Source organism: Vibrio rubrogenes (genome assembly GCF_059641415.1).
In genome coordinates this window covers 49,440-62,421 of record NZ_JCARSY010000012.1, presented here as the reverse complement: position 1 = coordinate 62,421, position 12,982 = coordinate 49,440, and the positions used below count along the sequence as shown (strand labels likewise).

8 protein-coding genes are annotated in these 12,982 nt (G+C 46.6%); 5 read left to right on the top strand and 3 right to left on the bottom strand.

Features of this window, described 5'->3' with window-relative positions; all coding sequences use genetic code 11:
* Nucleotides 1–74: 74 nt before the first annotated feature.
* Complete coding sequence (locus tag AC55NX_RS10865; protein WP_496995743.1) at nt 75–1,256, bottom strand: MFS transporter; 1,182 nt, start codon at nt 1,254–1,256, stop codon at nt 75–77.
* 536 nt (nt 1,257–1,792) lie between these two features.
* On the opposite strand from AC55NX_RS10865, the gene AC55NX_RS10860 reads away from it, so the two are divergent.
* Nucleotides 1,793–2,713, top strand: a complete 921-nt coding sequence (locus AC55NX_RS10860; protein WP_496995742.1) for a polyprenyl-phosphate transporter — start codon at nt 1,793–1,795, stop codon at nt 2,711–2,713.
* Nucleotides 2,714–3,095: 382 nt separating this feature from the next.
* Complete coding sequence (gene sstT / locus AC55NX_RS10855) at nt 3,096–4,313, top strand: serine/threonine transporter SstT (RefSeq protein ID WP_496995741.1); 1,218 nt, start codon at nt 3,096–3,098, stop codon at nt 4,311–4,313.
* 83 nt (nt 4,314–4,396) lie between these two features.
* Here sstT and AC55NX_RS10850 read toward each other — a convergent pair whose 3' ends face one another.
* Nucleotides 4,397–5,578 carry a tetratricopeptide repeat protein gene (locus tag AC55NX_RS10850; RefSeq protein WP_496995740.1) on the bottom strand — a complete coding sequence of 394 codons (1,182 nt, stop codon included), beginning with the start codon at nt 5,576–5,578 and terminating at the stop codon, nt 4,397–4,399.
* Nucleotides 5,579–5,962: 384 nt separating this feature from the next.
* On the opposite strand from AC55NX_RS10850, the gene glgX reads away from it, so the two are divergent.
* From glgX to AC55NX_RS10835, 3 genes are all read left to right on the top strand, one after another.
* Nucleotides 5,963–7,969, top strand: coding sequence for a glycogen debranching protein GlgX (glgX, locus tag AC55NX_RS10845; RefSeq protein ID WP_496995739.1), 2,007 nt, complete (start codon nt 5,963–5,965; stop codon nt 7,967–7,969).
* Nucleotides 7,970–8,112: 143 nt separating this feature from the next.
* On the top strand, nt 8,113–9,906 hold the full coding sequence (locus tag AC55NX_RS10840; protein ID WP_496995738.1) for an ABC transporter ATP-binding protein: 1,794 nt from the start codon (nt 8,113–8,115) through the stop codon (nt 9,904–9,906).
* A gap of 210 nt (nt 9,907–10,116) precedes the next feature.
* Nucleotides 10,117–10,821 (top strand): DUF445 domain-containing protein, encoded by a 705-nt coding sequence (locus tag AC55NX_RS10835; RefSeq protein ID WP_496995805.1) that lies wholly within the window; start codon nt 10,117–10,119, stop codon nt 10,819–10,821.
* A 142-nt stretch (nt 10,822–10,963) separates the two neighbouring features.
* On the opposite strand, the gene AC55NX_RS10830 is transcribed toward AC55NX_RS10835, so the two are convergent.
* A complete protein-coding gene (locus tag AC55NX_RS10830) occupies nt 10,964–12,850 on the bottom strand; it encodes a methyl-accepting chemotaxis protein (protein WP_496995737.1) in 1,887 nt (628 codons plus the stop codon).
* Nucleotides 12,851–12,982: the final 132 nt, after the last annotated feature.

The following is a 12,982-nucleotide window of genomic DNA, read 5'->3' as shown; positions in this document are numbered from 1 at the left end:
GCCCCTCATTTCTTCTGTTCCTCATCTCTTCTGTTGGTCGCGGCTCATCCCTTCGCTACGGAGACCACTCTCGATTACCACTGCAAGATTTTAACTTCATTTCCCGGGGCAGGAATCCGGGGGATGTTCGAAGACAACAGCAAAGACAGACCAGCCAAACCAGCTCCAAGGTAGAATACCATCGCTGGAGAGATCATCCAGATCAAACCGAAAGAGGCAGGAATAACGACTGCCGCAATATGATTAATAGTGAAAGAAACCCCGGCTGTAGATGCCATATCTGCCGGATCCGCGATTTTCTGAAAATAAGTTTTGATCGCCAGCGCCAGTGCAAAAAACAGATGATCGATCACATACAGTCCTGCCGCATAATGACTATTCTCAACCACCGCATAACCAAGAAATACAAACAGTAACCCCAGATATTCAATCATCAATGCACGTTGCTCACCAATTCTGCCAATGGCCCGGCCGATTCTCTTGGCAAACAGAAAGTTAAACACATAATTAATGAGAAAGAGGAATGTGATATCTCCTGCAGAATAACCAAACTTTTCCACCATCAGAAAACCGGCGAATACCGTAAAAATTTGCCGCCGGGCACCACTCAGAAAGGTCAAAACGTAATACAACCAATAACGTTTTCTCAGCAGTAACTTCTTATTCTGAATTGTATGAGCCTGATATTGTGGGAAAGTCATCCAGACAAACAGAGCCAATAAAAAGGCAATGCCGCCACTGACGAGATAAACCCACAGATAGGGCCATGCAAGCACTTCTAACATGACCCATAGCGCGCCATAAGCCAGTAACGATGCAAATGCACCCACTGAAATCATACGCCCCAGCATTTCAGGGGTATCTTCTTTATTGATCCACTGTAATGCCAGCGACTGCTTCAGTGTTTCCATATAATGGAACCCCGCTGACATCAATAACGTTGTCCAAAGCAATCCAGAAAACGATGGGAAGAAACCGGTTATTGCGGTACCAATCGTCAACATAAATAAAGCAATCACAAGGAATCGTTGCTCTTTGATAAACGGCAGAATAAATACGACAGTAAACGCAAGTAAGCCGGGAATTTCACGGACACTTTGCAAAATCCCGATATCCGCGCCATTAAACTGTGCTTTTTCAATCGCAAAATTGTTCAACAGCGCCATCCAACTTGAGAAAGCAATCGGAACAATCACCGACACAATCAATAAAAAGTGGGTTGGTGTCTGCCAGCGATGAGCTTGCCGATTTAACATAGTGTTCACTTATATTTCAAAAAAACTCCATCATACGCTGTTCGAATAAAAATGAGAACGCATGTTAACCAACACATCAACGTTCACGCCTGCTCTCAACATTGTTCACTCAATGAATATGATGAATCAAAATACTGATGGGATAATGATATTGATTTACTCAAAAACAGCGCCTGAAAAACCGTTTATTCACGCGCAAAAAAAAGCCAAGTGCAATCCGCACTTGGCACAATCAATGTGAACAACAGGGTTCACTAACAACGTCAGTTGGCTAGGTGACCCTCGGCTTAAAGGGTCATGATCAATAAAGCACATACCATGCCAACTTTAAATAATCATTCAATACAGTTACTTAGATGATACAGTCAACCATTGAATGCATTCATACGAATAAAAGATTTGCTTTTTGCAAAAAATCGTCTCTATTTTGCAAAAAGCAAACAGAATTCAAACACCGATTTTGCAAAGTCTATGGGGATTTCTCGCAGAATTCGATATACTGAATGCCCGATAACTCTTTATATTTGATTGACTCAATGAACTATTTCATCACTTTCATGAAAGGTCTCGCCATGGGAGCCGCTGATGTGGTGCCGGGTGTTTCCGGTGGCACAATTGCTTTTATTACCGGTATCTATGACAAACTGTTAGAAAGTATTCGTCGTATTAATCCCAGACTGATTTCCTATCTGCGCCAACACGGTGTAGCCGCGACATTAGGTCATATCAATGCGTTATTCTTACTGAGTCTATTTGGTGGCATTTTTGTCAGTATTCTCACGCTTGCCAAACTGATCTCTTGGTTGCTGGACACGCATCCGATCCCACTCTGGTCATTCTTCTTCGGCCTCATTTTAGTTTCCGTCTACCATATCTTCAGACAGATTGAACAGCGACGTTTATTAGATATCCTCGCATGGGGGGCTGGTTTAGCGCTCGCCTATACCATCACGGTATTACAACCGCTGAACTTAGAACCCTCACTTCTGAATGTCTTTATTGCCGGATGTGTCGCGATCTGCGCTATGATTCTGCCGGGCATTTCAGGGAGCTTTATTCTGCTGCTACTTGGGATGTATGCACCAATCCTCGATGCGGTGAAAGCCATGCAAATCAATATTCTGATGGTATTTTTGGTCGGATGTGTTGCAGGATTACTCAGTTTCTCTCACCTGCTCTCTTGGTTACTGAAACATTACCGGGATGTCACCCTGTCAGGTCTGACAGGGCTCATGGTCGGCACATTACCGAAGATCTGGCCGTGGAAAGAAACCCTGACTTGGCGCACCAATTCTCATGGTGAGCAAGTCCCGCTGGTACAACACAATCTGTCACCGATGGCGTATGAGCAACTCACATCTCAATCTGCGCAACTGTTTCTGGCAATCGTGATGATGTGTAGCGCAATTATTTTGGTTCTGGCGCTCGACAAGTTTGCCAGTCCCTCACAAAAATAGAATGTCGTCAGATGATAATGGTTTGGGGAAGTCTTCTTTCCCCTGCCATAATACACAATCAAACACTTAAAATGAGATTAACACGCCGCAACATTTTTAGTCACAAAAAATTAACATCTGCAATAAAATCATCCATTTTTACGCCCAAGCAGCAATTTTCCCGCCTGAAATCTAATTAATTCTAGACACATCATTTTGTCTCTATAATATGACTTTTTCTGGACTTTGGTGGTATGAATCTACAACACACTGCTTCAGTATCACTGCTGTTCAGAAATATTATAATTCGAATCCGGATGTGATCTGAGACAGAGACAAGCCGTCCTCCGGCCAAAATCAACGACGATCAACATCCCCCCATCACTAAATCGCAGGAATTAGTATGCAAAGCAACAACATCTTCGCTCGTTTTGCCCGAGGCAACTTAGTGCTGCAAATCATCGCAGGCATTGTTCTCGGAGCACTTCTGGCGACATTCGCTCCCGAAACCGCCAATAAAGCCGGCTTGCTGGGTAGCTTTTTTGTCAGTGCATTGAAAGCCGTCGCACCCGTTCTCGTTTTCGTTTTAGTTGCGGCTTCAATTGCCAATCAGAAGAGAAACCAACACACCTTTATGCGCCCTATTGTGGGATTGTATTTACTGGGGACATTTACCGCTGCACTCACCGCAGTCGTGTTAAGTTTTATGTTTCCAACCACATTGACACTGGTTGCCGGTGCTGATGGTGCAACACCCCCACAAGGCATCACAGAAGTGCTTCATACCCTTCTGTTTAAGATTGTCGATAATCCAATCAATGCCATTGTTCAAGCCAACTATATCGGCATTCTGGCTTGGGCGATCGGTTTAGGATTAGCCTTACACCATGCCAGTGCATCGACCAAAGCGATGCTCGAAGATCTCAGTCACGGTGTTGCCATGATTGTCCGTTTCGTGATTCGCCTCGCCCCGTTCGGTATCTTTGGTCTGGTGGCTTCGACATTTGCGACAACCGGATTTTCGGCACTTGCGGGCTATACCCATCTGCTCGCCGTCTTGCTGGCATCAATGCTGATTATCGCTCTGATCGTCAATCCACTGATTGTTTATGTTAAAACGCGTCGCAACCCTTATCCGCTGGTTTTGCAATGTCTGCGTGAAAGTGGTGTGACTGCATTCTTCACCCGTTCGAGTGCTGCCAATATTCCGGTCAACCTAAACCTGTGTGACAAACTGGGATTGGATGAGGATACCTACTCTGTATCGATTCCTCTCGGTGCGACAATTAACATGGCAGGTGCTGCTATCACCATCACAGTTCTGACACTGGCTGCGGTCAATACGCTGGGGATTGAAGTCGATATGATGAGTGCATTACTGCTCAGCCTTGTTGCCGCGATATCGGCTTGTGGCGCTTCGGGTGTTGCCGGAGGCTCTCTACTCCTTATCCCGCTGGCGTGTGGCCTTTTCGGCATCTCCAATGATGTAGCAATGCAGGTCGTTGCAGTCGGATTTATTATCGGCGTGATTCAAGATTCAGCAGAAACCGCGCTAAACAGTTCAACAGATGTTGTGTTCACCGCAGCAGTCTGTCAGGCAGAGCACCAGAAGACAGTCTGATGCTTTCGTTGCGCTATCCTGCCACGCGGGCAGGATAGCATCTGGCAATATTGATGAGCTGACCTTCTTGTGATGACAAGACGTTAGTGCATATGCTTATCGGTAAAGTCCAGTTTAAGATTCTTTTCCTCACCGTCACCTTTTTCAGCGTTCGCTTGGGTTTCTCCACCGCTCATATCATCATGGGGCAACAACTCTTCCATCTCAGCGACCAATGCATCGCTATCATCAGCTGGAAAATCATCTTCAGGATATTCACGTTGGGGAATCGGAACATTGCGTTTATATAGCTTATTGAAAGCCCGGATAATCAGATGCTTCCCAATTGTCCCTGTCTGGATTTTTTTCAACAATGGCTTGGCAAAACTTTGCAACAGCACAATCGAGTCAACCCCAAGGCGGCTGCCGACATCATCCCGCATCCCTTTTGCCGGCTCATAACCACAATGCGCCGATAAAAAAAGCCAGATATAAGCCACAGAATTACCGTACGCACCATGATCCATCCACGCTTTCCCGGCATGATACATCGCCTCAGCATTGCCCCTTTCTCCGGCACATTCCAGCCAGTAGCAGCCTTTACGATGATCCTGGCTCACGCCATTGCCTTTGAGATAACTCAAGCCTAATTTCATCATCCCTTCCGAGCTATCGAGTCTGGCGGCCTTGGCATACCAAAAACAAGCATCTTCAGGCTTCGGGACCGGATTGTCGCGGGAGACGTACCAATCTCCCAAAATCAGTTGAGCCGGGATGAAGTTTGACATCGCCACCTTCTCAAGAATCCGGACTCCTTTCTCGATATCCACCGAAATCCCCAGACCGGCGAAATAGGCCTTCGCTGTCTCACAAAGTGAATGCAAATCGCCTTCCATGCCGCGAATATACATTTGCCAGAATTTAGCTTTTTCTTCCAACACCGTATCCTTGCGGGAACGCTGACAAATCCGCACGACACCATACATCCCGGTAATATTTTCCAGCGACGCTGCCTTTTCATACCAAAATAATGCTTCCCGCAGATCACGTTTCTCAGCCTCTTTAGCCAAATAGAGAATGGTCGGAATATGGCCTTCCTCGGCTTTTCTCTGGCGATCTTTCCGGTCTTCTGCAACAGCCTTTTCTCTCGCACGGCGATCCGAACTCTCCCGGGCTTGACGTTCAGCTTCCAGCCGTTTTTGTTTTACCGAGAGGACCATCATCCAAGACACCAATAAAATCAGTGACAGACCAGCCAGTCCCATTAAAAATCCGATAATATTCATTCATGCCTATTTCTGGTTGGTTGCAAAACAGAGCATTCAGACTCTGATGCCAGACGATACCCGTGTTAAAAAGAATATCAGCAACAGATGTAATGACGCGAGTCATTTTCCTCACAAAGTGATATCTACCTAAAATAAGAATAGAATCGATGCCGAAGATTTGTCACTCCCGATGGACTTTCACCGATTTCCCCAGCAAAAATGCAAATCCTGTGGTATATAAAATATATAGCGTGTGTCACCTTCGTTTGCGTTAATCTTTTGACACTCGCGTGATCTGTGTACATTTTGTGGCGAACACTTGACCAATGCACAACAAAGTTTTTTACTAGAACCGTTTTCAGCAGAAACAACACGAGTAAGGATAACCGGGTGGAAAACTAAATGCATAAAGTGAACGATACGGTCCAATCTCAATCTCAACCTTATCCTTTAGGTGCCACACTGGATGCCGAAGGATGCAACTTTTCTATCTATGCACCGGGTAACCCGTCTATTCGGCTCGCATTGTTCGATGAACAAGGACGCTACGACACATATACCCTTGACGGTGAATACGCCGGAATCCGGTTTACTTATATTCCTGCGATTCGCGCCGGTCAAAAATATGGGTATCTCATCAAGCAGCCAGACCAAAAAAAGTGGCAATATATCTCCGACCCTTATGCAAAATCACTTGATGGGTCATTGAGCTATAAGCCCCCCTTCACCATTAAATCGAGCTTTCGACTCCCCAAATGTGTGGTTGTCGATGATAGCTTTGACTGGCAGGATACATCTTGCCCCAATATCCCACGGGAAGAGACCGTTTTATTCGAAACTCATGTGAAGGGGTTGACGCAACAGCATCCGGATATCCCGTCCAAGTTGCGCGGAAAATATCTCGGTCTGATTCATCCCAAAATGATGGCGTTTTACCAAAAACAGCACATTAAAACGCTACAGTTCCTGCCTATCGCTGCGTGTATGCATGAGTCTCACCTGTTGGAAACGCAGCAGGTCAATTACTGGGGGTACAACCCGTACCTGTTTATGGTCCCCGATCCGCGCTACGCCATTGATGATCCGGTTACTGAGCTGAAAACGGTAATTCGCACACTGCATCAGGCCGGTATCGAGGTGATTCTGGATGTCGTGTACAACCATACCGCTGAAGGTGGTACCGATGGGCCAATCTTCAACCTGAAAGGATTAGACCCCAAATACTACATCACCCATGAAAATACTTACGCCAATTTCACCGGTTGTGGCAACACCGTCGATCTGGCTTACCAGCCGTCTCTCAATCTGGTCATGGATACACTCCGTTATTGGGTCAGTGAATATCACATCGATGGCTTCCGTTTCGATCTTGCTGCAACCCTCGGCAGATCCGGAGAAACATTCAGTCCGGATGCACCGTTTTTTAAAGCCGTTGCTCAAGACCCTGTGCTCAAGCAAACCAAACTAATCGCAGAACCTTGGGATATTGGACCGAACGGCTATCAAGTCGGTAACTTTCCGTTCGGCTGGAACGAAACCAACGACAAACTCAGAGATATCAGTCGCAGCTTCTGGCGTGGCGATCAGGGGTACCTCAAAGAATTCGCCACCCGAATTATGGGTTCCCGAGATTTGTACAGCGCCGCAAACTGGCCTTTCAAGCTGACGGTCAATTACATTACTTATCATGACGGTTTCACACTCCAAGACCTTGTGTCATACAAACACAAGCATAACGAAGCCAATGGTGAACAAAACCGAGACGGACACGGAGATAACCGCTCTGAAAACTATGGTATCGAAGGCCCGACTCAAGATGCCGAGATCAATAAAATCCGGATGCAGCAGAAGCGGAACTTTATGGTCACGGTACTGTTCTCATTTGGCATTCCGCATTTACTGGCCGCCGATTTGCTGTCTCATACGCAACAAGGCAACAACAATGCTTACTGTCAGGATAACGAGATCAGTTGGCTCAATTGGCAGTTAGGCAAGGATGAACAACAGTTTCAGGATTGGCTGGGCAGACTCGTCACCGCCCGGGAAAAATATATGGTGCCGTTTATTCAGGCGTTCAGTGGCGACTCACGCAACTCAAACCGTGTTTTCTGGCGCAAAGTGGACGGCTCGCTGATGACTCAGGACGACTGGAACCAACTCAATAGTGTGTCGTTGCATCTGGGAATCGGTGATACCGGTGACGAAATCCTTTACCTGATCAACCGAACCAAGGCACCGGCTCGATTTTCTCTCCCCGAAAGTCAGCAGGTATGGCAAGTTTTATGTGATACCGCATCTTTTGAAATGATGTCCACCAACACCATCAAGAGTGAACGGTTACAACCTGCCATGTCTTTTGCCATTCTCTATTGTGCATCTCAGGATTGTGCATCTCAGCAAATGTCCTGATCGTAGCAGACTGTGAAAGCCTCCAAAGATGATTATAATGGAGGCTTATTGTTTTTTTCCACGTCGCAGGGTGACAGTCTGCTCTGAGAACAACACGATTTCTCCGTGATTTACCGAGTGATTACCGCAACCAAAGGACCTTTATGTTTAAGCGATTTGAGGGGTTTACGCAGGCTTTTCCCTCAGAAGAGCCACAACAACCACCAGCCACTTTATGGGCGTTTTGTCGTCATTACACCCAAGGATTTATCAAACCATTAATCATCATCGCTGTATTAAGTATGGCAATCGCCATTATTGAAGTCGCCCTATTCGGATTTATGGGCCGATTGGTGGACTGGCTTTCTACCAGTCAGCCGGAAACGTTCCTCGCTGATAATCAATCACTCTTGATCGGACTAACGGTTTTGATCCTAATCGCCATGCCACTGATTGTCGCGATTCATTCGCTGTTGATCCACCAGACGATGCTCGGCAACTACCCGATGTCAATTCGCTGGCTGGCACACCGCTACCTGCTCAAACAAAGCCTCGCTTTTTATCAGGATGAATTTGCCGGCCGTATTGCAACTAAAGTCATGCAAACCTCACTGGCCATCCGTGAAACCGTGATGAAAATGGTTGATGTCTTTATTTACGTCAGTGTTTATCTCACCGCTATTTTGGTGTTGCTTGGCGATTCTGACTGGCGTCTGATGCTTCCCATGTTGCTCTGGCTCATCAGTTACATCGGCATCCAGTTTTTCTATGTACCGAAGCTCAAACATGTCTCGTCACTCCAAGCTGATGCCCGCTCAACCATGACAGGACGGTTCGTTGACAGCTACACCAACATTCAGACGGTAAAGCTGTTCTCGCACAATCACCGGGAAACAAGCTACGTTCAAGAGAGCATGGAAGGTTTTCTCGGCACAGTGTACCGCCAGATGCGTCTGGTCACCGGATTTAATCTCTCGGTTGAAGTCGCCAATTACCTGCTGCTCTTTGCTATTTCTGCAATTTCGATTTATCTGTGGTCACAACAAGCCATTACCGTCGGTGCCATCGCTGTGGCGATCTCACTGGCACTGCGAATCAACGGGATGTCAAAATGGATCATGTGGGAAATCGGCGGATTATTTGAGAACATGGGGACCGTCGTGGACGGGATGAATTCGCTCTCCCGCTCGATTTCAGTTCAAGATAAACCGGATGCCAAACCGCTACAGATCACCCAAGGGACAATTGAGTTCGATCACGTCCATTTCCGCTATGGCACCGATATCAATGTCATCAATGACTTAAACTTGCATATTCGACCCGGAGAAAAGGTCGGAATCGTCGGACGTTCCGGAGCAGGAAAATCAACACTGGTCAACCTACTGCTCCGTTTTCATGACGTCGAAAGCGGTCAAATCCGCATTGACGGTCAGGCTATCGATAAGATAACACAAGATTCACTCCGCCGTGTGATTGGTATGGTGACACAAGATACATCTTTGCTGCATCGTTCCATCCGTGAAAACATTCTCTACGGTAATCCCCAAGCTACTGAAGAGCAGATGATTCGCGCTGCACAACAAGCTCATGCTCATGAGTTTATTGAAACCCTCTCTGACCCGCATGGTAATCGAGGTTATGATGCTCAAGTCGGAGAACGCGGTATCAAGTTATCCGGCGGGCAACGCCAGCGCATTGCCATTACCCGGGTCTTGCTGAAAAACGCTCCGATCCTGATTCTCGACGAAGCAACTTCAGCACTCGACTCAGAGGTGGAAGCCGCCATTCAGGAAAGCCTTTATGAGCTGATGGAAGGCAAAACCGTGATTGCGATTGCCCACCGCCTCTCAACCATCGCCGCCATGGACCGCCTGATCGTGCTCGATCAAGGCAAAATCGTCGAAGAAGGGACGCATCAGGCGTTACTCGCCAAACATGGTATTTATGCACACCTCTAGGAACATCAGACCGGTGGGTTTATCGGTTATAAGTAAATCCGTAGCATGAACCATAGCGGTGCTCATATAGATCTTCTCATCCGATGCGCCGCTTCATCAATCAGCCTTGATAGTTTCTTTCCCTGCAATCAAGGCTTTCCTTCTAAAACTAACCGTTTTCTTCTAAAATCCGCCTGTTTCGAGATTTTCAGGAGATGAGACACCAACATGATCAACAAAAGCCTTTATACCAACCTGATTGCGATTCTCTGCATGATTGCAGGCTATCAGCTGAATGAAGATATTCTATTCACTGCGGGACTATTTGCCTTTTCCGGTGCGATCACCAACTGGCTCGCCATTCATATGCTCTTCGAGAAAGTACCCGGATTATACGGCTCAGGTGTGATTCCTAAACGCTTTGACGCGTTTCGTTCCGCGATCAAGTCTCTGATGATGGAACAGTTTTTTACCGATACCAATATTGATAAATTTCTTGATCAAGAACTGAATCAAACCAGTCAATTCAGTCTGGAACCGGTGATCGCGCAAGTTGATTTTAATCCGACGTTCGATGCATTAGTTGAAACCATTGCTCAGTCATCTTTCGGAGGAATGCTCGCCATGTTTGGCGGAACCGATGCGCTGCAACCGCTCAAACAACCTTTTGTCGAAAAGATGCAGCAAGCGATGGTTGAAATCAGCCATAGTGATTCGGTCCAAAATGCCCTGAAAGAGCAGTTAGAGTCCGAGACGATGAAAGCAGATATCCGTCAGAACATCGAACAGATCATCGATCAGCGGCTTAGTGAATTAACCCCGCAACTGGTCAAAGAGATGGTGCAGAAAATGATTAAAGAACATCTGGGCTGGCTGGTGATTTGGGGGGGTGTATTCGGTGGGCTCATCGGTGTGGTTACCGCACTCTTATCGTAACCGTCATTGCCATAACAGATACCACAACAGACGATTGTCATTGCTGACTGTGGTCATTACAAACCGTTTGATGATAAACGCTACTGAAGCAACAAAACCACATGGATATCCATGTGGTTTTTTCGTTGTATCAATCGACAGATTAATCCAGTTTGAACGTTGCCACTTTTGAATTCAGAGCGATTGCCTGATCTTTCATTTCATTAGTCTGACGCAACCCGGCTTCGGCACCACCTGCCAGCCCCTCCGTGACATCTTTAATCGCGGTAATATTTTGGGTAATCTCACCGGTAACATGGGTCTGCTCTTCTGCTGCGGTAGCAATCTGCGTCGCCATATCACTAATCAGACCGACAGAAGACAGGATTTCCTCTAAAGCTTGGCTGGCATGATCGGCATCCTGAACCGAGCTTTCGGCCAGTTTGGCACTATTTTCCATAAAACCGACCGCTCTTTTGGTCATTTCCTGCAGCGTTTGAATCGTCGATTTGATCTCTTCGGTTGAAGTGTGTGTCCGTTGAGACAGCATCCGAACCTCATCAGCCACCACCGCAAATCCACGTCCCTGTTCTCCGGCCCGGGCAGCCTCGATTGCGGCATTCAGGGCCAACAGGTTGGTCTGCTCCGCAATCCCCTGAATCGTGCTCAGCACAGCCGATATTGCCGCAGAATGCTGATCAAGCTCTGAAATCACTGAGCTGGCTTGAGTCACTTCACTCGCCAGATGATTGATCGATTTTCTGGTATTCATCACCAACTGATGCCCGTGCTGGGTACTCTCAGAAGAACTCTGAGCCGAGTGTGCGGTCTGTTCTGCATGAGAGGCAATTTCCTGCGTTGCAGAGGCCATCTCCGTCACTGCAGTTGCAACCATGGTGATTTCCTGCTGCTGAACCGAGAGATCCTCGGCGGTCTGATTAACCCGTTCGGTACTCTTTTGCGACATCACGGTTAGCGCATCGGATTGTTGACGAATATGACCGATTAACTGTTGCAGACTATCGACGAAGGTATTAAATCCATGCGCGACTCTACCCACTTCATCATTACTACGGATCTCAATCCGCTGCGTCAGATCACCACCGCCCCCTGCGATCTGCTCCAATGCATCAGAAACGTTCTTCAACGGACGGAACAAAATATTACAAATCCAGTTGAATAGCGCGACACCGATCAAGACCAATACCCCCGTTACCGCAAGTTGGCTATACAAGGTATGATAAAGCGGCTTGACCAAAGACTGCTGATCAATCACCGCCACCGTGATCAAATCACTGTCTTGGATCGACCGTGCGTAAACCACATATTTTTTACCCTGAATCTCTATCACTTCATCTTGACCAGAGCGGACAATATTCTGAATATCCGCAAAAGGAATCCCCAACTTATCAATCGGCTGATTCAGTAAAGAAACATCTTGATGAGTGAAGATATGCCCCATCTTATTGGTGATAAACATATAGCCATCACCCGGTAGAATCACCTGCTTCAGGCTATTGAGAATATCACTCAGCTCAATATCAATCCCCAGCACCAACTCTGAACCAAACAGATTAACGACTTTCCCCATCGACACGACATTTTTGCCTGTGGCTGCAGCAACCGTCGGGTTGTCCATGAAAACCTTATCCGGGTTTTTCTTCGCATTGATATACCAACCCCACTTTCTGGGATCATTATTGCCCGGTGGCAACACGACCCCATTGGCATTTTTCTGACTGCCATCAGGATAAGCAAGGAATACATTCTCAAAACCCGCAGCTCGTTTCATCTGCTTCAAATGAGTCACAATAGACCCTTCCTGAATTTCTTCAGATAAAGAAGTCAAAGCCAGTTCTTTCGACTTTAGCCAGTCAGTCACATATTGATTATAAGAAGCACTGGTACTCAGTAAGCGCTGTTCGACAGAAACGGATAATCGATCCAAAGAGGCATTAAATGAAATGATCTCGACCAATATGCAACCGACAACGATGGCAATACTGGCAGATATCGCTAATTTATTTTTTAATGATAGATTTTTAAACATAGGCACACCTTGTTTGACTGAGGTGATAAAACATATTCCCTAATGAGCATATTGTTCAGTGACGACATATTTTCATATGAAAACGTATCCTAACTTTATCTGCCAATTTCCGGCACATAACAATGACGATCG

What these genes read in the sequence shown, in the direction of transcription:
- AC55NX_RS10865 (WP_496995743.1), bottom strand. Translation starts at nt 1,256, where the DNA reads ATGTTAAATCGGCAAGCTCATCGCTGGCAGACACCAACCCACTTTTTA.
- AC55NX_RS10860 (WP_496995742.1), top strand. Translation starts at nt 1,793, where the DNA reads ATGAACTATTTCATCACTTTCATGAAAGGTCTCGCCATGGGAGCCGCT.
- sstT (WP_496995741.1), top strand. Translation starts at nt 3,096, where the DNA reads ATGCAAAGCAACAACATCTTCGCTCGTTTTGCCCGAGGCAACTTAGTG.
- AC55NX_RS10850 (WP_496995740.1), bottom strand. Translation starts at nt 5,578, where the DNA reads ATGAATATTATCGGATTTTTAATGGGACTGGCTGGTCTGTCACTGATT.
- glgX (WP_496995739.1), top strand. Translation starts at nt 5,963, where the DNA reads ATGCATAAAGTGAACGATACGGTCCAATCTCAATCTCAACCTTATCCT.
- AC55NX_RS10840 (WP_496995738.1), top strand. Translation starts at nt 8,113, where the DNA reads ATGTTTAAGCGATTTGAGGGGTTTACGCAGGCTTTTCCCTCAGAAGAG.
- AC55NX_RS10830 (WP_496995737.1), bottom strand. Translation starts at nt 12,850, where the DNA reads ATGTTTAAAAATCTATCATTAAAAAATAAATTAGCGATATCTGCCAGT.